The sequence below is a fragment of the Guyparkeria sp. SCN-R1 genome (genome assembly GCF_003932495.1).
Taxonomy (GTDB): Bacteria; Pseudomonadota; Gammaproteobacteria; order Halothiobacillales; family Halothiobacillaceae; genus Guyparkeria.
In genome coordinates, this window is the sequence record NZ_QZMT01000001.1 from 212,830 (window position 1) to 233,084 (window position 20,255).

Annotated in this window: 16 protein-coding genes; 11 read left to right on the plus strand and 5 right to left on the minus strand. The window is 66.9% G+C overall.

The window, feature by feature from the left end; genetic code table 11:
• The first annotated feature begins 54 nt into the window (after positions 1 to 54).
• From D5687_RS00950 to D5687_RS00985, 8 genes are all read left to right on the plus strand, one after another.
• Positions 55 to 1,026 (plus strand): metal ABC transporter solute-binding protein, Zn/Mn family, encoded by a 972-nt coding sequence (locus tag D5687_RS00950; RefSeq protein WP_192894138.1) that lies wholly within the window; start codon positions 55 to 57, stop codon positions 1,024 to 1,026.
• A 20-nt stretch (positions 1,027 to 1,046) separates the two neighbouring features.
• Positions 1,047 to 1,838, plus strand: a complete 792-nt coding sequence (locus D5687_RS00955; protein WP_125197874.1) for a metal ABC transporter ATP-binding protein — start codon at positions 1,047 to 1,049, stop codon at positions 1,836 to 1,838.
• Positions 1,839 to 1,983: 145 nt separating this feature from the next.
• Entirely contained in the window at positions 1,984 to 3,189 is a 1,206-nt protein-coding gene (locus D5687_RS00960) for a metal ABC transporter permease (protein ID WP_125197875.1), read from the plus strand.
• Positions 3,189 to 4,115, plus strand: coding sequence for a metal ABC transporter permease (locus D5687_RS00965; protein ID WP_192894139.1), 927 nt, complete (start codon positions 3,189 to 3,191; stop codon positions 4,113 to 4,115). The genes D5687_RS00960 and D5687_RS00965 overlap by 1 nt, the downstream gene beginning before the upstream one ends.
• Positions 4,116 to 4,230: 115 nt before the next feature.
• Entirely contained in the window at positions 4,231 to 4,545 is a 315-nt protein-coding gene (locus D5687_RS00970; protein WP_240031378.1) for a hypothetical protein, read from the plus strand.
• Positions 4,527 to 5,132 carry a YiiX/YebB-like N1pC/P60 family cysteine hydrolase gene (locus D5687_RS00975; protein ID WP_125197876.1) on the plus strand — a complete coding sequence of 202 codons (606 nt, stop codon included), beginning with the start codon at positions 4,527 to 4,529 and terminating at the stop codon, positions 5,130 to 5,132. The genes D5687_RS00970 and D5687_RS00975 overlap by 19 nt, the downstream gene beginning before the upstream one ends.
• Positions 5,133 to 5,175: 43 nt before the next feature.
• Entirely contained in the window at positions 5,176 to 5,811 is a 636-nt protein-coding gene (locus D5687_RS00980) for a class I SAM-dependent methyltransferase (RefSeq protein ID WP_125197877.1), read from the plus strand.
• Between the two features lie 5 nt (positions 5,812 to 5,816).
• Positions 5,817 to 6,470, plus strand: a complete 654-nt coding sequence (locus D5687_RS00985; protein WP_125197878.1) for a DUF1614 domain-containing protein — start codon at positions 5,817 to 5,819, stop codon at positions 6,468 to 6,470.
• A 194-nt stretch (positions 6,471 to 6,664) separates the two neighbouring features.
• Here D5687_RS00985 and D5687_RS00990 read toward each other — a convergent pair whose 3' ends face one another.
• From D5687_RS00990 to D5687_RS01010, 5 genes are all read right to left on the minus strand, one after another.
• Complete coding sequence (locus D5687_RS00990; protein WP_125197879.1) at positions 6,665 to 7,936, minus strand: O-acetylhomoserine aminocarboxypropyltransferase/cysteine synthase family protein; 1,272 nt, start codon at positions 7,934 to 7,936, stop codon at positions 6,665 to 6,667.
• A gap of 63 nt (positions 7,937 to 7,999) precedes the next feature.
• Positions 8,000 to 8,632 carry a YrbL family protein gene (locus D5687_RS00995; protein ID WP_125197880.1) on the minus strand — a complete coding sequence of 211 codons (633 nt, stop codon included), beginning with the start codon at positions 8,630 to 8,632 and terminating at the stop codon, positions 8,000 to 8,002.
• 51 nt (positions 8,633 to 8,683) lie between these two features.
• Positions 8,684 to 9,691, minus strand: a complete 1,008-nt coding sequence (locus D5687_RS01000; protein WP_125197881.1) for a 2-hydroxyacid dehydrogenase — start codon at positions 9,689 to 9,691, stop codon at positions 8,684 to 8,686.
• On the minus strand, positions 9,688 to 11,928 hold the full coding sequence (locus D5687_RS01005; protein ID WP_125197882.1) for a tRNA(Met) cytidine acetyltransferase TmcA: 2,241 nt from the start codon (positions 11,926 to 11,928) through the stop codon (positions 9,688 to 9,690). The genes D5687_RS01000 and D5687_RS01005 overlap by 4 nt, the downstream gene beginning before the upstream one ends.
• A gap of 36 nt (positions 11,929 to 11,964) precedes the next feature.
• A complete protein-coding gene (locus D5687_RS01010; RefSeq protein WP_125197883.1) occupies positions 11,965 to 13,542 on the minus strand; it encodes an inorganic phosphate transporter in 1,578 nt (525 codons plus the stop codon).
• A 152-nt stretch (positions 13,543 to 13,694) separates the two neighbouring features.
• Between D5687_RS01010 and recQ the strand changes: the two genes are divergently transcribed.
• The 3 genes from recQ (at position 13,695) to D5687_RS01025 (ending at position 20,161) form a co-directional block, all read left to right on the plus strand.
• Positions 13,695 to 15,500, plus strand: coding sequence for a DNA helicase RecQ (gene recQ / locus D5687_RS01015; protein ID WP_125197884.1), 1,806 nt, complete (start codon positions 13,695 to 13,697; stop codon positions 15,498 to 15,500).
• Positions 15,501 to 15,623: 123 nt separating this feature from the next.
• Positions 15,624 to 18,758, plus strand: coding sequence for an error-prone DNA polymerase (locus D5687_RS01020; protein WP_125197885.1), 3,135 nt, complete (start codon positions 15,624 to 15,626; stop codon positions 18,756 to 18,758).
• Positions 18,759 to 19,252: 494 nt separating this feature from the next.
• The gene (locus D5687_RS01025; protein WP_125197886.1) at positions 19,253 to 20,161 is read left to right on the plus strand and encodes an alpha/beta hydrolase; all 909 of its coding nucleotides are present in this window, start codon (positions 19,253 to 19,255) and stop codon (positions 20,159 to 20,161) included.
• Positions 20,162 to 20,255: the final 94 nt, after the last annotated feature.

Consider the following 20,255-nt stretch of genomic DNA (forward strand, 5'->3'; position numbering starts at 1 on the left):
GAGGGGGCAGCGGTTCGGCCGTTGGCCTGGCGGACGACATGCCGAGAAGTGGCCATGCAACGCGTGCTCACGGCGGTGCTGGCCCTCGGGGCGGCGCTCGCCTTGCTGCTGATGCCCCCCTCGGCGAGTGGCGCCGACCAGCGCCTGTCGGTGGTGGCGACCACCGGGATGATCGCTGATGCGGTACGTGAAATCGGGGGCGACCAGGTCCAGGTGGATGGCCTGATGGGCCCGGGCATCGACCCGCACAGCTACCGTCAGACCCGCAGTGACATCGTCGCCATGACACGCGCCGACTTGGTTCTCTGGCATGGCCTGTACCTTGAGGCGCAGATGGAGGAATTCCTGCAGCGACTGATCAAGCGTCAGACCGTGGTCGCCGTGGCCGAGGAGCTCGATCGGGACCGGTTGCTCGGTCACGAGGATTATGACGACAAGCGCGATCCGCACGTCTGGATGGACCCGGCGCTCTGGGCCGACGTGGTTGCCACGGTGCGTGATGCCATGATCGAGGCGCGCCCCGATCTCGAAGCGATTTTCCGCGCGCGGGCGACCGATTACATCGAGCGAGTCGAGCGGTTGGGCCAGTGGGCCACCGAGGTCACGTCGAGCGTGCCGGTCGAGTCGCGCGTGCTGCTGACCGCTCACGACGCCTTTGCCTATTTCGGTCGCGCCCACGACTTCGAGGTGATCGGTATCCAGGGCATATCGACCGAATCCGAGGCCGGGCTGCGCCGCATTCGCGACCTGGTCGACCTGTTGGTCGAGCGCGAGATTGCGGCGGTGTTCGTGGAGAGCTCGGTTTCGGAACGCAATATCCGCGCCCTCGTGGAGGGAGCGGCCTCACGCGGGCACGAGGTGCGCATCGCCGGCACACTCTACTCCGATGCCATGGGTCCGGCGGATCGTTACGAGGGGACGTACATCGGCATGATCGACCACAACATCACCACCATCGTCCGTGCCCTCGGTGGCGAGGCACCCGCCGGTGGCATGCAGGGCCGCCTGACGGAGGCTGCACCGTGATCCGGGCGCTACAAACAGCGATGGGACGATCTCCGATCGGTGATCCGCTCGATACCTTGTCGGACAAGCCGCTGGCGGTGCGGGGCCTGACGGTCTCCTATGGCGACAAGCCCGCCGTGTTCTCGCTCGACATGACGGTCGAGGATGGTTCGATGACCGCGATAATCGGCCCGAACGGTGCGGGCAAGTCGACCACTCTCAAGGCCGTTCTGGGCATCGTGCCGCGGTTGTCAGGGGTGGTGTCGGTGTTCGGTCAGCCGTTGGCAAAAAGCCGCCCCCGCATCGCCTATGTCCCGCAACGGGCGTCGGTCGACTGGGATTTCCCCACGCGCGTGATCGATGTGGTCCTTATGGGGCTCTCACGTGAACTGGGTCTGTTGCGGCCGGTGCGCGAGAGCCACCGACAGCGGGCCTCCGATTGCCTCGAGCGAGTCGGCATGCGTGATTTTGCCGAGCGGCAGATCGGTCAGCTTTCCGGCGGGCAGCAGCAACGGGTCTTTCTTGCCCGGGCCTTGGCGCAGGACGCGGATCTCTACCTGCTCGACGAGCCGTTCGCCGGAGTGGATGCTGCTACCGAGCGGGCCATCATCGACGTGCTCAAGGGGCTGCGCAGCGAGGGGCGCACGGTGGTGGCCGTTCATCACGATCTTTCCACGGTGCGCGACTACTTCGATCACGTCATGATGATCAACGTGCACAAGGTCGCCGAAGGGCCGGTCGCCGAAGCCTTCAGCGAGGAAAACCTGCAACGCGCCTATGGTGGCCGACTGGCGGCGAACCTCATGAATCAGTTGCAGCTCGGCGGCCATTAATGGGTACCTCGACAAACCTGCTGCGCCCCCCGATCGCGGCGTCACGTGCTCATTCGCTCCTCGCCTATCGTCTTGATATGTCTCGTCGCTCGTTGCGCGGTTCCTTGCGCTCGGGCGGCTCGCGACGGTTTTTCGAGGCACTCTGATGTTGATCGATGCCGTGACATTGCAGCTGGGCTACAACGCCACGCTGGTGGCGATCGGCGCGGCCCTGTTGGGGATTGCCGCCGGCGCCTCCGGCACGTTCCTGTTCCTGCGCAAGCGTGCACTGGTCTCCGATGCCATCAGTCACGCCACCCTGCCGGGCGTGGGGCTGGCGTTTCTGGTCATGACGGCCTTTGGCGGTGACGGGCGTCACCTGGTCGGGCTGTTGATCGGGGCGTCGCTGACCGCGGCCTTCGGGCTGTGGATCATGCACGGGCTGACCCGTCACACTCGACTGGCCGAGGATGCCGCCATCGGGGCCGTGCTGTCGGTGTTCTTCGGTTTCGGGGTGGTGCTGCTGACGGTCATCCAGACCGTCTCGGTTGGTCGACCGGCGGGGCTGGAGGACTTTCTGCTCGGTGCCACGGCGGGAATGCTCTATCAGGATGCCGTCCTGATTGCCGTGGCCGGGGCACTGGCGGTGTTGGTGGTCTGGGCCTTGTGCCGACCGATGACCCTGGTGGCCTTCGATGCCGGTTTTGCGGCCGCCGCGGGGGTCAACGTCCGGCGGGTAGATCTGGCCATGATGGGCCTGGTGCTGGCGGTGACCATCATCGGGCTCAAGGTCGTCGGCCTGGTGCTGATCGTCGCGCTGCTGATCATCCCGCCGGTGACCGCTCGTTTCTGGACTAATCGCAGCGACCGAGTGGTGGTCATCGCCGGGTTGTTCGGCGGGCTGTCGGGCTTTGTCGGCGCGGCGATCTCCGCGACGGCACCGTCACTGCCGACCGGACCGATCATCGTGCTGACCGCGTTCGTCCTGTTTGCCGTCTCGATGCTGTTTGCCCCCGGCCGGGGCGTGCTGGCCGCGTGGATGAGGCACCGGCGTCAGCAACGACGCATCCACCTGCGCCAGGGGCTACTGGCCATTGCCCAGGATTTGCCCATCTACGAGCGCTACACCCTGCAATTGCTGGTGCGCGCGGGGCTGGCGCGCGCCGACGGGGTGCCCACCGAGCTCGGACGCCGACGTGCCGAGAAGGCCTGCCGCGACGAATCGCGCTGGGCGGTTGCCCGGCGCATGCACTCGCACGAATCGGCCGTGTCGCGCTACGACGGCTTGTTGCCGATCGAGGACGTGCTGACCCGTGACGAGATCCGTGAAATCGATCGCCAGATCGCCGATGTCGGCGGGGAGTGCGCCTGATGGGTGGCGAATTCGTGATGCTCTCGCTGGTGCCGATCCTGATCGGCGTGCTCGCTGCCATTGCCTGCGCGCTACCGGGCAACTTTCTCGTCCTGCGCCGTCAGGCCCTGATCGGCGATGCCATCAGTCATGTCGTTCTGCCGGGGATCGTGGTTGGCTTTCTCTTGAGCGGCACGGTCAGTTCCTGGGCGATGATGGCCGGTGCCGCCGGCGCGGCGGTGGTGGCCGTGCTCCTGATCGAGCTGATTCGGCGGCTGGGGCGCATCGAACCGGGCGCGGCCATGGGCGTGGCCTTCACTGCACTGTTCGCCTTCGGCGTGCTCCTGCTCGAGCAGTCGGACACCTCTTCGGTGCACCTGGACGTGCAGCATGCGCTCTATGGCAACCTCGAGAGCCTGATCTGGGTGGAGGCCAAGGGCTGGAGTTCGCTGTTCGATCCGGTCGCCCTGGCCGGGTTGCCGCCCGAACTGCCGCGGATCGCCATCGTGGCGCTGTTGATGCTGGTCTTTACGGTGCTTTTCTGGCGGCCGCTCAAGATCTCGACCTTCGACGAGGGGTTTGCTCGTGTGCTGGGTATGCGCACCAACCTGATCGGCTTCGGATTGGTCATCATGGCGGCAATCGCCGCGGTCGCGGCCTTCGACGCGGTGGGCTCGATCATTGTCATCGCCATGTTCATCTGCCCGCCGGCGGCAGCTCGCCTGATGACCAACCGCCTCGAGGCCCAGGTGCTCTGGTCGGTGGCCTTTGCCGTCTTTTCGGCAGTCATGGGCTACGTGCTGGCAGGTTACGGGCCGTTGTGGTTGGGGGCCGACGATGCCGTGAGCGCTGCGGGCATGATTGCCACGGTGTCCGGCCTGGTGTTGGCACTGGCCGCACTCTATGGCCCGCACCGCCGATCCAGCGGTAGCCCGGCCGAAGGGTGAGTGTCTCGGCCTGTCGCTGGGCAGTTTCCGGCTCGGGTAGACTTGTGCCGGTCGGAGGCGTCCTCCGCGCCCCGTGCGATCTCCAGCAAGAATCACTCGATGAGGAATACAACGCATGATGGATGTCATGAAGACAGGGAAGGTCATCGGCCTGACCGCACTGGCCGGGATGTTGTCGGTGATGCTGGCCGGGTGCTCAGGTCCCAGGGCCGATTTCGAGGCCGCCTGCGAGAAGAACTCCGGTGATGCCGAGGGCTGCGCCTGCATGGGCGAGCGGCTGGAAAACAACCTCAGCGAGGAGCAGTTGGGTGAACTGGTCAAGCTGATGGGTGACGAGGAAGCGTCTCTCGAGGAGGTGGGTGGCCGTCTTGAGGAAAACACCTTCCAGGAACTGATGATCGCCGCGAAGCAGTGCGAGACGCGCCCCTGATCGCCCGCGCCGTTGCGCTCGCTTTCATCCTGGTTGCGCCGCTGGCCCACGCGCAACCTCCGTCCCCGCCGCATTCCCTGGAGACTGGCGACATCGTTCTGCTGGGCAATGACAGCGCCTGGGGCTTTGTCGCCCGCCGGTTCGCCGATGGCGACAGCCGCTGGAGCCATGCCGGGATGGTGATCCGAGACGGGGAGAGAGTCGCCGTGGTCCACATGGACGGCTCGCCCCTGGGAGGGCGGATCCGGCGTGAGTCGGTAGCCGCGTTCACCTCGGAAGCTCGGCATGTCAAGGTGGTGCGCCCGGCACTCGACCCCCGCCAGCGCGCGCAGGTCGGCGGTTGGCTTGCCGACCACCTGGCGCAAGGAACCGCTTTCGACACGCGTTTCCGGCTGGACGACGATCCGAGCCTGTACTGCTCCGAACTGGTCTGGCGTGCGCTGGATCAGGTGGCGATGACGCCCGGGGATGACAGCCTGCCGCGTGCCGCTGGCCGGGCTTACGTGCCGGTCGATCGACTCGCGACACTCGGTCGGGTCCTCGGCGGCCGAGAGCGGCCGCCGTCGGTCGTCGCCGAGGCGCGCTGACGCATCGCAAACGACCGGCTCCACCGCAGACAGGAGACGCGCAATGGCCAGAGAAGCCGCCTTTGAGGCCCATCACCGGCGCTATGAAGACTGGTTCGAGCGCCACAAGGCCGCCTATGTCTCCGAACTGCTCGCCCTGCGGGCGTTCCTGCCCCGCGAGGGCGAAGGATTGGAGATCGGCGTGGGCAGCGGCCGCTTTGCCGGGCCACTGGGCGTGCGGGTGGGGCTCGACCCGTCCCCGGCCATGCTGGAATATGCCGCCCGGCGTGGCATTGAGGTGGTCGAGGGGGTCGCGGAGGATCTGCCGTTTGCGTCAGACCGCTTCGACTACGTGCTGTTGGTCACCACGATCTGTTTTCTGGATTCGCCCGAGGCGATGGTCGCCGAGGCCTGTCGTGTGCTGCGACCGGGTGGGCGGCTGGTGATCGGTTTCATCGATCGCGAGAGTCCGCTCGGGCAGGTCTACGCGACACACCAGCAGGAGAGCGTGTTTTATCGGGACGCCACGTTCTACTCGGCCGACGAGGTGGCGAATTTCCTCGAGGGCGGTGGTTTCCGCGTGGATGCCTGGGGCCAGACACTGGCCCACTCCCTTGCCTCGACGCGGGAGATCGAGCCCTTGCGGCCCGGGCACGGCGATTGTGCCTTCGTGGTCGTCTCGGCCATCAACGGGGGCTGATACTGATGCCGGGCGGTCCGTTCCTGTTCGCCCTGTTCGGGTTGATGTTCCTCTTCGTCCTGATCCAGGTCGGGGCATTGCAGGTCGCCTTCCACAAGCTGGGGCTCGACCCGCAAGCGGGAATGACGCTCCTGTTCGTCTCCCTGATGGGCAGCCTCGTCAACGTGCCGTTGTTCCGCATCGAAGCCGAGGAGCCGGCCGAGCCGCCCCCCGAACCGTTCCGCGGCCTGCTCAAACACCGCCAGGTGCCCTTCGAGGGCTTCACGACGGTGGCCGTGAACCTGGGTGGCTGCCTGTTACCGGTCACCTTTGCCGCTTACCTCGTGCTCAATGCGGGCGCTTCGCTGGAAAACTACCTGCTGGCCGTCGGCCTGGTCTCGACGGTGGCCTACGTGGCCAGCCGTCCAATACCGGGGCTGGGCATCGGCATGCCGGTCCTGGTCGCGCCACTGGCCGCGGCGGGCTTCGGTCTGCTGCTTGACCCGGCGCATAGTGCGGCCTTGGCCTACGTGGGTGGGACGATCGGTGTCCTGATCGGCGCGGATCTGCTGCGCCTGAAGGACGTGCGCAAGATGGGATCGCCGGTGGCCTCCATCGGCGGGGCGGGGACCTTCGACGGGATCTTCATCACCGGCATCATCGCCGTGCTGCTGGCCTGAGGCGGCCAAGCCCCTTACCAGATGATCACCGTCATCCGTAGGTCGGGCTTCAGCCCGACATTCCACCCGGATGACAGGTGATTCGGTTTCGGCAGGGAGGGGCGCCTTGGGCGGCTGTCGGGCTGAAGCCCGACCTACAGTGGTGTCGCTCGTTCGCTGGGCAGCGCGAGTGTTCGCGTCCGTCCTCGATTACGTCAGCGTGCCGCCTTTAGCGCCTGGTCGAGATCCTCGATCAGATCCTCCACGTGCTCGATACCGATCGACAGGCGCACCATGTCCGGCGGCACCCCCGCGGCGCGCAGCTCCTCGTCGTTGAGCTGGCGGTGGGTGGTCGAGGCGGGGATCGCCGCGCAGCTCTTGGCATCGCCGATGTTGACCAGCCGCAGGATCAGGTTGAGCGCGTCGTAGAATTTCACGCCCGCCTCGCGACCGCCCTTGAGGCCGAAGCTGAGGATGCCGGAGGCGCGGCCGTCCATGTACTTCTGCGCCAGCCGGTGGTCCTTGTGTTCGGGTAGGCCGGCGTACTGGACCCAACTGACCTGCGGATGGCCTTCGAGGAACTCGGCCACTTCCTGGGTGTTCTCGCAAATGCGGTCCATGCGCAGCGAAAGTGTTTCCAGACCCTGAAGCAGGTTCCAGGCGGACTGGGCCGACAGGGCCGCGCCGGTGTTGCGCAGGGGTACCACGCGGGCGCGGGTGATGAAGGCAGCCTCACCGACGTCGTTGGTGTAGCTCACGCCGTGGTAGGACGGGTCGGGCTCGATCAGCAACGAGAAGCGTTCCGGGTGCGCGGCCCAGTCGAAGTTGCCCGAGTCGACGATCACGCCGCCAAGCGTGGTTCCATGCCCGCCGATGTACTTGGTCGCCGAGTGGATGACGATGTCGGCACCGTAATCGATGGGTTTCAACAGGAAGGGCGTGGCCACCGTGTTGTCGACCATCAGCGGCAGGCCATGACGGTGCGCGATGTCGGCAAGTCGCTCGATGTCGGCGACGCTGCCCGAGGGGTTGCCGATCGATTCGCAGTAGATCGCGCGGGTGCGCTCGTCGATCGCCGCCTCGATGCCGGCAAAGTCGTCCTTGTCCTGCATCCGCACCTCGATGTCCTGTCGCGGGAAGGTGTGCGCGAACAGGTTGTAGGTGCCGCCGTAGAGTTCGCTGATCGAGATGATGTTGTCGCCGGCCTGGGCGATGGTCTGGATGGCGTAGGTGATCGCGGCCATGCCGGTGGCCGTGGCCAGCGCACCCACGCCGCCGTCGAGGGCGGCCATGCGCGCCTCGAGCACCCCGCAGGTGGGGTTCATGATGCGCGAGTAGATGTTCCCCTGGACCTTGAGATCGAACAGGTCGGCGGCGTGCTGGGCGCTGTCGAAGCTGTAGGAGGTGGTCTGGTGGATCGGCACGGCCACGGCGTGCTGGTCGTCCGGTTCGTAGCCCGTGTGCAGGGCGATGGTTTCGGGGCGCATGGTTTCCTCCCAGTGTCCGTCAGTACCGAGATTAGCAGGGAACCGAGCACCCGAGCCGCGGAATCACTCGGCTTGCCGGAGAGACTCGATTTCCTCACGCAGTTGACGGATTTTCTTGCGCTTGTAGAGGCGGTTAAGCCAGGGACTGACCGCGCGGATCGGGATGCCGGCGCGGTCGCCCAGCCCGTCGATCATCACGAAGTGCCCGTCCGGATGCCGGGCGAGGTTGTCCGCCGACAGGTCGTTGATCAGCACGTTGGAGGTCAGCGCCCAGTCGAGGAAGGTCTCGAGTGCCCGCTGCTCGCGCCCCCCGTAGCGCCCGGATTCCACCAGGTCGCGCAGGGTGGGCGCCAACTCACCGTTTTCATCGAGTACCGCCTCGACCAGCAGGGCGGCGCCCATGTCCGTGTCGACCACGCCGAGAATGTTCTGGATGTGCGGGCAGGGTGCGCACTGGCCCGGATGCCAGGCCCGGGAAACCAGATGTTCGATCATTTCCCGGGCGAAGGCGCGGTGATGCCCGATGCGACGGCGCTTCTGGTAGAAGCGGTCCCGCTTGTCCCGGCGCTCGATAAAGCGCGGATTGACCACCTTGACCAGCACGCGCGGGTCATCCGGGTGGCGAAAGACCAGTTTCTGCGCGCCTTGGCCAACCGGTTCGAGGGAGGAGAGTTCTAGGGGGGTGATCAGGTCCATGGGCGCTCGGGGCAAAACGGGGGATTGTAGCGCCCCAGAGGGGCGGGCCGATCAGTCGGCCTGTTCGTCGGTTGGGGTGATCTCGCGCTCGCAGGCCGTGCCGGTCTCGATGCAGGTCAGGTTCTGGAGGGTCTGACTGGCGATCTGGTCGAGTGCCTCGTGGGTGAGGAAGGCCTGGTGGCCAGTGATCACCACGTTGTGAAAACCCAGCAGCCGGGCGAACAGGTCGTCGGTGAGGACCTCGTCGCTGCGATCCTCGAAATACAGCGGCCCCTCGTGCTCGTAGACGTCCATTCCCAGCCCGCCGATCCGCCCGGCCTTGAGGCCCTCGATGACCGCCGGCGTGTCGATCACCGCGCCCCGGGCGGTGTTGACGATCACCACGCCGGGTTTCATCCGCGCGATGGCGGCCGCATCGATCAGGTGATGGCTGTCCTCGGTCAGTGGGCAGTGCAGGCTGATCACATCCGCCTGCTCGAACAACACCTCCCGGGAGACGTACTCCACCCCCATCGCCTGGCAGTCGGGGTTGGGGTAGGGGTCGTGGGCGATCACTCGCGCGCCGAAGCCCGCCTTGAGGATCCGGGCGAACACCGTGCCGATCTTGCCTGTGCCGATCACGCCCACCGTCTTGCCGACCACGTCGAAGCCGGCCAGCCCGTGCAGGGCGTAGTTGCCCATGCGCAACCGCGCGGTTGCCCGCGGGATTTGCCGGTTGACCGCCTGCATCAGCGCCACGGCGTGTTCGGCGACGGCGTTGGGCGAGTAGGCCGGTACGTGGACGACGCGCATGCCGGTCTCGGCGACCGCATCGAAGTCGACGTGGTTGCAGCCGGCACAGCGCAGGGCGAGCACCTCGGTGCCGCCCTCGGCCAGTGCCTGGATCACCGGGGCGCCAAGCACGTCGTTGGCAAAAGCGCAGACGGCCGGATAACCACGTGCAAGATGGACGCTGTCCTCGGTCAGTCGCTGGGGGAAGAAGTCGATCTCGTGGCTGTGATCGATCGCCTCGAAGGACTCGCGGTCATAGGGCTTGGTGGAAAAGAGTGCGACTTTCATGTCCGTGATCCCTGTTGCCCGTTCGTGAAACCCGGATTGGCCGCCTCACCGGGTGTGTCGAGTGCAGCGAGCATCTCGGCAAGCGCCTGTCGGCAGGTGGCCTCGACCGCGCGTCGACCGGACAGGCCGGAGCGTTGGGCGAGCCGAGTCCCGTCCTGCAATTGCAGCATACGACCAATCAGCAGCGCGCGCTGTTCGATATCCAGCGTCCGGACGGCCGCCGCGTGAGTCAGGGCCGGCGTCAGCCAGCGGCGTAGCGGCTCGAGAGCGGCATCGAGGTGGTGCCTGTGCCGGGCGCAGGCCATCAGTTGATGCCGCTCAACCGTAGTTAGTGAGGGGAGGGGATGCGGCTGGCTCGCGGCCAGCAGTGCGGCGATCCGCTCGGGATCGACGTGTCGCAAAGGCCCGGCGGCGCGCGCGGCAAGCTGGCGGACAAAAGACCCGGCGGCGTGTTCGACGGCCGCCGTGCCATCGGCGGTGAGCCCCATCGCCATCACCACGGCCTCGCTGCCGGAGGCGTGGTCGCGATGCTGGCCCAGGTGCAGCACCTGCATGCCGCATGCCGCCCAGAAGGCGATCAAATCGTCCTCCATACCGAAACTTACGCCGAGAAAATCCTGGCCCTCGGTGCGGGCGGTCGCCGCGATCGCGCTCACCAGTCGCCTCCCCGCCCCCTGTCGTCGGGCCGCCGGGTGAACGGCAATGCGCTGGATACGCCGCCCACGCCGTCCCGGCCAGTCGGGCAGCCCGGCGTGGGCCGCCAGTGTCTGGGGCAGCAGGTGGCCGCGCAGGCGACGCTCGCCGTGAAAGACGGCCTCGGCGAGGTCGGCCGGCAGGTTGCCTTCGTCCTGGGTGGCGGCGGCCGCGATCCCCCCGTCATCGGTCTCGGTGGTCCAGAGTTGGCTGGCCGGGCCGTCGAGCAGCTGGCGCAAGTCCTGGGGGGTGGTGCGGTAATGCGCGCTGACCAGCAAGCCGAACCATTCGCCCAGGCGGCGCTCATCGGCGGCAAGCTCCCGGGGATCGAGACGTTGCGGCGGGTGGGCCGTCTGTAGCGCTCGGGATGACAGGGACTCTGCGGGGTCCGCATCCAGCAGCAACAGGCGGTCGACCAACCGTTCGAGCGGATCGCCCGGCGCCCAGCGGATGGGCGTGGTCAGCCAGTGGTGATGCACGGAGACGGCCATGGCCTCAAGGCGGGGCAGAAAGCGCAGGGTAAATCCGCGCCCGCTGCCCTCGTAGCCGTGCTCGGTGGTGGCGAAGACACAGCGCGGGTAGGCGGCGAACAGTGCCTCGAGCATGGCAGACGGCAGGGCGGCGGCCTCGTCGATCAGCAGCAGGCGGGCCGCAGGTTGTTGCTCGGGGCGCTGCTCGGGACCTTGCTCGATCAGCACATCGGGCGGCAGGAAGCGCAGCTGGTGGTCGCCGACCCGGACGGTCCCGTCCTTGTCTGTCGTCGAGCCGGTCGTTTCACGCAGGCGGTCGAACAGCGGGGCGACCGCCTCGCGCCGCGGGGCGGTCACCAGCACGTCGCCCAGCCCTTCCTCCAGCACTCGCGCCGCGGCCAGGCCAAGCGCCGAGGTCTTGCCGCGGCCACGATGCGATCGCAGCACCAGCGGGCGGCGCGGGCGCCCGCGGGCGGCGGCGAGGATGCGGTCGATGGCGCGGGCCTGGTCGTCGGTGCGGCAGGGGGCGGGCGTGTCCGTGCCGATAGTCCGGGTGTGGTCAGGCTGCGGCGGCGCGGCAATGGGCTGATCTTGCGCAACCTGCCACAGGTGGGTGGCCTCGCCGAGACAACGCACCAGTCGCTCACGGTAGGTCGGCCCGGCGTCGCTCGCCTGGTAGGGGTACGGCACCAGCCGCGCCATGTCGGGGTCGGTTTGCGACGGCCAGTCGGCAAGTGGCGGGGTCAGCAGGATCAGGCAGCCGCCACCGCGGACTCGCCCGGCCGCCGCGCCGAGTGCATCGGGATCGAAGCCCGACAGGGCATTGACGACCACTCGGCCGTTCTCGCCGCCGAGCGCTTCACCCGCCCGACGAAAGCCGAGTGACGGCACGCCGGTGGGGCCGTCCGGGCCGACCCAGAGGCTGTCCTCGTCGATCAGGGATTGGGCGTGGGCGATCGCCCAGTCGCGCGTGCCGCTGATGAGCACCGCCAACCGATGCCCGGCGCGTTGCCATGCCGGCAGGGTCGCGTCGAGCGTGTGGCGAAGGGTCGGGTCGGTCGGGTGCGCTGGCATGGGGAGGATTCTAGGTTCCTTGGCCAGCGACGGCGATCACCCGCCGGCGAACAGCGCGCGGATCACGAAGAAGAACAGCGCGGCCAGCAGGGCGGCTGCCGGTACGGTGATCACCCAGGCGGCAATGACCTTGAGCAGCAGCGAGCGCTTGACCAGTTCACGCTTGTAGATCTTCTTCAGGCCCTTGCGCTGACGCTTGCTGATGTGTGCCTCGCGGCGCGTGTCCTTGTCCTTGAGCTCCTGGAGCATCACCTTCTTGTGCTTGAGCGGCGCGGCCCGGAAGCGCTCGAGATATTCCTGCATCACCTCGTCGTCGTCGCTCTCCGGGTGGAGATCGCGGACCTGTTGCTCGAGACGGTCGTAATTGGACTTGAGGTACTCGCGCAGGAAGCCCACCCCGAACACCGCACCGATGGTGACGTGGGTGGTGGAGACCGGCAGGCCCAGCTGCGAGGCGAGGATGACGGTCAGGGTGGCGGCCATCGCGATGCAGTAGGCCCGCATCGGATCGATGTCGGTGATCTCGTGACCGACGGTGCGGATCAGCTTCGGGCCGTAGAGGGCAAGACCCACCGCGAGCCCGAGTGCACCGATCAGCATCACCCACAGCGGGATGGCCGCCTTGCTGGCGGTGCCCGCCTGCGTCAGCGCGTCGTTGATGGCCGCGAGCGGACCGACGGCGTTGGCCACGTCATTCGAGCCATGGGCAAAGCTCAGCAGGGCGGCGGCGAAGATCAGCGGCAGGATGAACAGGCGGTTGACGCTCGCCTTGTTGTTTTCCTGCATGCCGTCGGCGGCCCGGGCGACGATGGGACGGACGATGAAGAACACGATCGCGGCGATCACCAGGCCTATCAGTGCGGCGCCCAGGAACGGGATCTCGACGATCTTTTTCAGGCCCTTGACCACGAGGTAGGTGCCGAAGGCCCAGGCCATCAGGGCGAGGAACCAGGGAACGCGCTTTTTCGCCGCCTCGATCAGGTCGCCCTGATAGGTGATGCTGCGCTTGATCAGGTACAGCAGGACGGCGGCGAGCAGCCCGCCGAGCAGGGGCGAGATCACCCAGCTGGCCGCGATCTGGCCGACCGTGCCCCAGTTGGCGATGCCCCAGCCGGCCGCGGCGATGCCGCCGCCCATCACCCCGCCGACAATCGAGTGGGTGGTCGAGACGGGGGCACCCAGTGCCGTGGCGAGGTTGAGCCAGATCGCCGCGGCCAGTAGGGCGGCCATCATCAGCCAGACGAAGGTCATCGGATCGCCGATGGCGGCCGGGTCGATGATGCCGCCCTTGATGGTGCTGACCACGTCACCACCGGCGATGATCGCGCCGGCCGCCTCGAAGATCGCGGCGATCGCGATTGCCCCGCCCAGTGTGAGGGCCTTGGAGCCCACCGCCGGGCCGACATTGTTGGCGACGTCGTTCGCGCCGATGTTCATGGCCATGTAGGCACCGATCACCGCGGCGACCACCATCACGAGACTGACGTGCCCCTGGGTGAGCCAGGTGAACAGTGCCACGCCGATGACGAACAGCAAGGCCACACCAAAGCGGAACAGCTCCCGGCGAGCGGGTTGGGCAACCTTGTCGAACGCGTCCACCTCGTTGAGATCCATGTCGAATATGCCTGTCACAATGTCATGAAAAACGGCACGTTAGCGGACCAGCGCCGCTTCGTCCATTTCCCGAGTTCTGGAGTCGGTCTTGAGCGCGCGTGTTTGACCGTGCGCGGTTTCCTTCCGAGGCCGAATCTGGCCCAATACGCGCCATGTCAAAAACCCCCCGCGAAATCCTGAACAGCGTCTTCGGCTACGAGGACTTCCGCCCGCCGCAGGGCGAGGTGATCGAGACGGTCACCTCGGGCCGCGATGCCCTGGTCCTGATGCCCACCGGCGGCGGCAAGTCGCTGTGTTACCAGGTGCCGGCGCTGTCGAGCCCCGGTACGGCCATCGTGGTCTCGCCACTGATCGCCTTGATGCAGGACCAGGTTGCCGCGCTACGCCAACTGGGGGTGGCGGCCGCCTTTCTCAATTCCAGCCTCTCGGCCGAGGAGTCCCGCGAGGTGATCCGGCAACTGCACGCCGGTGAGCTCGATCTGCTCTACATGGCACCGGAGCGGCTGATGACCCCGGCGGCCCTCGACCGACTGTCGAGCCTGCCGGTGAACCTGATCGCCATCGACGAGGCGCACTGCGTCTCGCAGTGGGGCCACGACTTCCGCCCCGAGTATATCCGTCTGGGCGAGCTGGCTGACCACTTCCCGACCGTGCCGCGCATCGCCCTGACGGCTACGGCCGACGAGGCGACCCGCGAGGAGATCGTCAATCGCCTGCGGCTCACGAATGCGCGGCGGTTCGTTTCCGGCTTCGATCGACCCAATATCCGCTACCGGATCAGCCAAGGCAGTGGTGGCAGCCGCGACCGGCTGCTGCGTTTCATCCGCGAGGAACACGACGGTGAGGCCGGCATCGTCTACTGCCTGTCACGCAAGAAGGTCGAGCAGACCGCCGACTGGCTGACGGCACAGGGCCTGGTCGCCTTGCCTTACCACGCCGGGCTGTCGGCCGAGCACCGTCGGACCGTCCAGGAGCGCTTTCTCGCCGAGGAAGGCGTGATCGTGGTCGCGACCATCGCCTTCGGCATGGGGATCGACAAGCCCGACGTGCGCTTCGTCGCGCACCTGAACCTGCCCAAGAGCATCGAGGCCTACTACCAGGAGACCGGTCGGGCCGGGCGTGACGGCCAGCCGGCGGATGCCTGGATGGACTACGGCCTGCAGGACGTACTCACCCTGCGCCAGATGATGGCCGGCTCAGAGGCCGACGAGCGCATCAAGCGCATCGAGCGCGCCAAGCTCGACGCCATGCTCGGGCTGACCGAGGAAACCCGCTGTCGTCGCCAGTCCCTGCTGGGCTATTTCGGCGAGACGCTGGCTGAACCCTGCGGCAACTGCGACAACTGCCTCGAGCCACCGGAGACCTGGGATGCCACCGAGGCCGCGCAGAAGGCGCTGTCCTGCATTCACCGCACCGGGCAGCGCTTTGGCGTCAACTACCTGGTTTCCGTGCTGCGCGGCGAGGCGGACGATCGGATGCGCCGCTTCGGCCACGACCAGATATCCACCTTCGGTATCGGCACGGAGCTTTCCGCCACCGCCTGGCGGGGCCTGTTCCGCCAGTTGATCGCGCGCGGGCTGATCGCGGTCGATGCCGAAGGCCACGGTGGCCTGCACCTCGACCCCAGTGCCCGGGCTGTCCTGCGCGGCGAGGAGCGTCTGCACCTGCGTCCCGAGAAAAAGCGCCAGGCCGGAAGGCGCGGGGCGAAGCCGGGTAGCGCCCCGGTCCCCACGGAAGACGAGCCGCTCTGGGATTCGCTGCGCGCCCATCGCAAGCGGCTGGCCGAGGAGCAGGGCATTCCGCCGTACATGGTGTTCAGTGATGCCACGCTCAAGCACATGCTCGAGATCCGTCCGACCCAGCTCGAGGAGATGGCTGCAGTCTCCGGGGTGGGCGAGCACAAGCTGGAGAAATACGGCGAGGGTTTCCTGCGCATCCTGGTGGCCCATGCCGGCTGACCAACCGCCTTGCCGCCGGGGGCGGGGATCCTGATCGATGATTCGAGTCGGTCATACGGCTTGGTACAGATCGACGTGATCAGTGACTGGATATCGTAAGCTGTATTTATATACAGTATCGGCATGAACGCCCATGCCGAGCTCTCCGCCCGTTCCAATTTCAGCTTCCTCACCGCCACTCCCGACCCCGAGCGGCTGGTCGAGGTGGCGGCCGAGCGCGGTTATGCGGCCATCGCGCTGTGTGACGAGTGCTCGCTCGCCGGGGTGGTGCGGGCCCAGCAGGGGTGGCGGGCGTTGCCGGAGGATGGGCGTCCGCAGTTGGTCATCGGTACGCGGCTGGTGCTCGAGGAGGGCGACGAGCTGGTACTACTCGCCGCGAGCCGGGCGGGTTACGCCACGATCAGCCAGCTGATCACCCGCGGGCGGCGCGCGGCGGCCAAGGGCGAGTACCGGCTCGAGCGGGCGGACGTGCTGGAAGGCCTGATGGAGGGCCCGGTAGATGGCATGGGCGCCGGCGTACGCGTGATCTGGCAGGTGCCGGCCGGCGAGAGCCGCTCGCCGCACTGGCTGCTCGCCGGCGGCATCCGCCCGTGGCTGGGCGTGGTGGCGTGGCTCGACGGGCTGGACGGGCGTCGGGCGGCCCACGTCCGGGCCCTGGCCTCGGCCCATGGCCTGCCGATCACCGCGCTGGGCGACACGCTGATGGCCGATCGAGAGGAAAAGCCGCTGCTGGACGTGGTCACGGCCCTGCAGCATCGCCTGAGCGTGATGGAGGCGGCCGACCGGTTGCCGTCGAACGCCGAGCGCCACCTGCGCCCGGTCGAGGCGCTCGCCGTACTCTTCCCGGACGAGTGGCGCGCCGAGGCACTACGACTCGCGGAATCCTGCCGCTTTTCGCTTGACGAGCTTTCCTACCAGTACCCGCTGGACGATATCCCGCCAGGCATGACTGGGCGCGAGCAATTGCGCCGGCTGACCTTCGAGGGCGCGGCCGTGCGCTGGCCCGAGGGCATTCCCGAGCGCGTGGTCGTCCAGATCGAGCGCGAGCTCTCGATCATCCACGAGATGGCCTTCGAGCCGTATTTCCTGACCGTGCACGACATCGTGCGCTTTGCCCGCTCGCGCAGCATTCTCTGCCAGGGACGCGGTTCGGCGGCCAACTCGGCGGTGTGTTTCGCGCTGGGGATCACGGCGGTCAATCCGGCCGAGTCCTCGATGCTGTTCGAGCGCTTCATCTCGAAGGAGCGCGCCGAGCCGCCCGACATCGACGTCGACTTCGAACATCACCGCCGCGAGGAGGTGATGCAGTACATCTACCGCCGCTACGGTCGCGACCGCGCCGCGCTGGCGGCCACGGTGATCCGCTACCGGCGCAAGTCCGCGCTGCGTGACGCCGCCCGGGCGCTGGATGTGGGCGAGGACGTCACCGAGCGCGTCAACGAGCAGCTGGCCTGGTGGGACCGGGAGGTCAGCGACGAGAAGCTCGCCGCTGCCGGAATCGACGGCAACCTGCGCCAGATTCGCTGGTGGCTGGCGATCGCCCGGCAGCTGACCGGCATGCCGCGGCACCTGTCCCAGCACGTCGGCGGTTTCGTCATCGCCCGCGGCCAGTTGGCCGACCTGGTGCCGGTGGAGAACGCCTCGATGGCCGATCGCACGGTGATCCAGTGGGACAAGGACGATCTCGACGCCGTGGGGCTGATGAAGATCGACGTACTGGCACTGGGCATGCTTTCGGCGGTTCGCCGGGCGATGGAGCTGGTCAATCGTCATCGTCCACGCGATAAGGAACTGGCGCTGTGGTCCATCCCGCGCGAGGACCCGGCTACCTTCGAGATGATCAGTCGGGCGGATACCGTCGGCGTGTTCCAGATCGAATCGCGGGCACAGATGAGCATGCTGCCGCGCCTCAAGCCGAGCTCGTTCTACGATCTCGTGATCGAGATCGCCATCGTCCGTCCCGGTCCCATCCAGGGCGAGATGGTTCATCCCTATCTCAAGCGCCGGCAGGGGCTCGAACCCGAGGAGTATCCCAACGAGGAAATCCGGCGGGTGTTGGGGCGCACGTTGGGCGTGCCGATTTTCCAGGAGCAGGTGATCGAGCTGGCGATGGTGGCCGCGGGGTTTTCCGCCGGCGAGGCCGACCAGTTGCGCCGGGCGCTGGGTGCCTGGCGCAAGCGCGGCACGCTGGAAGATTTTCGCAAGAAGCTATTCGACGGCATGACCGCGCGCGGCTTTGCTGCCGAATTCGCCGATCGCGTCTACCGCCAGATCCTCGGTTTCGGCGAGTATGGCTTTCCCGAGTCGCACTCGGCGAGCTTCGCCGTGATCGCCTACGCCTCGGCCTGGCTCAAGTGCCACGAGCCGGTGGCCTTCTACTGCGCGCTGTTGAACAGCCAGCCGATGGGCTTCTATGGCCCCTCGCAACTGGTGCAGGACGCCCGCCGCCACGGCGTGGTCGTGCGCCCGCCCTGCGTGATGGCCAGTGACGGCGAGAGCACGCTGGAACCGCTGGAAGACGCGGAGCATGCCGTTCGGACCCATGCCCTGCGCCTAGGCCTGGGACGCATTCACGGCCTCTCCGCCGCCGGAATCGAGCGGCTGCTGGCCGCCCGGGACCAGGCGGCCTTTCGCGACGTGGCTGACTGCGTGCGCCGGGCGCGCCTGGATGCCCGTGACCGCCGCGCGCTGGCCCATGCCGGCGCCTTCGCCGCGCTGGAAGGTAATCGATACGTGGCGCACTGGTCGGCGAGCGGCATCCCCGCGGACATGGACCTCGAGGCCGGCTTGCCGGCCGACCGAATGGTGGCCGAACCGTCCGTCGACCTGCCCGCGCCGAACCAGGCCGAGACCATCGTCGCCGACTACCAGCGACTGGGGTTGTCGTTGAACGGCCATCCGCTGGGCCTGCTGCGCGAGCGGCTGCGGCGTCTGCGGCTGCGGCGCAGCGATGAGCTGGCGACCCGTCACGACGGCGCGCACACGCGCTACTGCGGGCTGGTGACCATGCGCCAGCGTCCCGGCACGGCCAAGGGCACGGTGTTCCTCACGCTCGAAGACGAGGTCGGCACGGTCAACGTGATCGTCTGGCCGGATCGTGTCGCCGAATACCAGCAGGTGGTGGTCAATGCCCGTCTGCTGGAGGTGCGCGGCCAATGGCAGCACCGCGACGGCGTCGCCCATCTCGTCGCGCGCATGCTGGTCGATCACAGCGAGTGGCTGGGCGAGTTGCCCACCCGCTCGCGGGATTTTCATTAGGTCACCCGAGGGTCTGGCGGGCTGTCATCAACTTGTTATGCAAACGGCAATGCGAAACGTTTGCATTCGCATAATGGGGCGATATACTCGTCTCGTCACTTGAGAACGAAGGGGCGGTCGAGTCGGCCAAACCCCAGGAATCGACCAGCGCAGCGCATTGATTCCAGCGATTCATCGTGATTTGGGGAACTCCTGAATCTCGTCCCGGTCATAGGCCATGAGTCGCGTTGAGATGCTTCTTCGTTTTCATCGACTCCTCCTGCGGTGAGTTTTGCGGGCAGGTCTGTTCCCACGGGGAGCGACCTGCCCATTTTTTTGCCTGTTCGAAAGAGAATTGCCGTCACCTCAACCGGCCTCCCGGGACTGTCTGCGTTAGCGGGGAGTCATTAGCCAAGAAATCGTTTGACGACATATACGGCTGGGCATGACCAGTCGGCGCGGGCTACACTCCGACGTCGACGTCCAATGACTCGTCCACCAAAGGGGAGATAACAATGAAAAGCACGTTGAAGCAGTTTGCTGCGGCAGCGATCTGCCTGCCGCTGGTCGGCGGGCTCGGCTTGGCTCAAGCGGCTGATCGGGTCGAGCTGGAGCATGACGACATGACCCTGCTCGGGCACATGGAAATGGCGGATGGCAGCTCGGTCGAGGACGGCGTGGTCCTGATGGTCCACGGTACCCTTGCCCACGGGCAGATGGAGATCATGAGCAGCATGCAGGAATTGCTGCGTGATGCCGGTTACAACTCCTTGGCCATCAACTTGAGCCTCGGACAGAACGCTCGTGAAGGCATGTACGACTGCGATTCCACCCATCGTCACAAGCACGAGGATGCGGTCGACGAGATCGCTGCCTGGGCCGAGTGGCTCAAGGGCGAGGGTGCCGAGCGACTGGCCGTCATGGGGCACTCGCGCGGCGGCAACCAGGTGGCGCGCTATCTCGCCGATCAGGCCGACCCGATGGTCGAGAAGGCGGTCCTGCTGGCACCGCAGACCTGGTCCGAGGGCTACTACGCCAAGGACTACAAGTCGAACTACGACACAGAGCTCGCCCCGCTGCTGGAGAAGGCCGAGGCACTGGTCGACGAGGGCAAGGGTGACGAGATCATGGAAATGGATTTCATCTACTGCCCGGACACCCGTGCCGCCGCCTCGAGCGTGGTCAGCTACTACCGCGAGGACCCGCGGATGAACACGCCCACCGTGCTGGGTGAAACCTCGATCGAGACCCTGGTCGTGGTCGCCGGCGCCGATGACACGGTCACCGACCTCGAGAAGAAGATGGAAGAGCGGGTCGAGGACGATCACGTCGAGATGACGGTCGTCTCCGGCGCGGATCACATGTTCCGCGACCTGTTCCTCTACGACGCGGCCGATGCCGCCACCGCGTTCATCGGTTGGTAGTAAGGCGTGACATGCCGGCCGCGGGAGGCCGGCGCATCCAGTAAAAAAGGGCGGGCCCAACGGGTCCGCCCTTTGTTCGTCAAGTCCTTCGATA

What these genes read in the sequence shown, in the direction of transcription:
- D5687_RS00950 (WP_192894138.1), top strand. Translation starts at nt 55, where the DNA reads ATGCAACGCGTGCTCACGGCGGTGCTGGCCCTCGGGGCGGCGCTCGCC.
- D5687_RS00955 (WP_125197874.1), top strand. Translation starts at nt 1,047, where the DNA reads ATGGGACGATCTCCGATCGGTGATCCGCTCGATACCTTGTCGGACAAG.
- D5687_RS00960 (WP_125197875.1), top strand. Translation starts at nt 1,984, where the DNA reads ATGTTGATCGATGCCGTGACATTGCAGCTGGGCTACAACGCCACGCTG.
- D5687_RS00965 (WP_192894139.1), top strand. Translation starts at nt 3,189, where the DNA reads ATGGGTGGCGAATTCGTGATGCTCTCGCTGGTGCCGATCCTGATCGGC.
- D5687_RS00970 (WP_240031378.1), top strand. Translation starts at nt 4,231, where the DNA reads ATGATGGATGTCATGAAGACAGGGAAGGTCATCGGCCTGACCGCACTG.
- D5687_RS00980 (WP_125197877.1), top strand. Translation starts at nt 5,176, where the DNA reads ATGGCCAGAGAAGCCGCCTTTGAGGCCCATCACCGGCGCTATGAAGAC.
- D5687_RS00985 (WP_125197878.1), top strand. Translation starts at nt 5,817, where the DNA reads ATGCCGGGCGGTCCGTTCCTGTTCGCCCTGTTCGGGTTGATGTTCCTC.
- D5687_RS00990 (WP_125197879.1), bottom strand. Translation starts at nt 7,936, where the DNA reads ATGCGCCCCGAAACCATCGCCCTGCACACGGGCTACGAACCGGACGAC.
- D5687_RS00995 (WP_125197880.1), bottom strand. Translation starts at nt 8,632, where the DNA reads ATGGACCTGATCACCCCCCTAGAACTCTCCTCCCTCGAACCGGTTGGC.
- D5687_RS01000 (WP_125197881.1), bottom strand. Translation starts at nt 9,691, where the DNA reads ATGAAAGTCGCACTCTTTTCCACCAAGCCCTATGACCGCGAGTCCTTC.
- D5687_RS01005 (WP_125197882.1), bottom strand. Translation starts at nt 11,928, where the DNA reads ATGCCAGCGCACCCGACCGACCCGACCCTTCGCCACACGCTCGACGCG.
- D5687_RS01010 (WP_125197883.1), bottom strand. Translation starts at nt 13,542, where the DNA reads ATGGATCTCAACGAGGTGGACGCGTTCGACAAGGTTGCCCAACCCGCT.
- recQ (WP_125197884.1), top strand. Translation starts at nt 13,695, where the DNA reads ATGTCAAAAACCCCCCGCGAAATCCTGAACAGCGTCTTCGGCTACGAG.
- D5687_RS01020 (WP_125197885.1), top strand. Translation starts at nt 15,624, where the DNA reads ATGAACGCCCATGCCGAGCTCTCCGCCCGTTCCAATTTCAGCTTCCTC.
- D5687_RS01025 (WP_125197886.1), top strand. Translation starts at nt 19,253, where the DNA reads ATGAAAAGCACGTTGAAGCAGTTTGCTGCGGCAGCGATCTGCCTGCCG.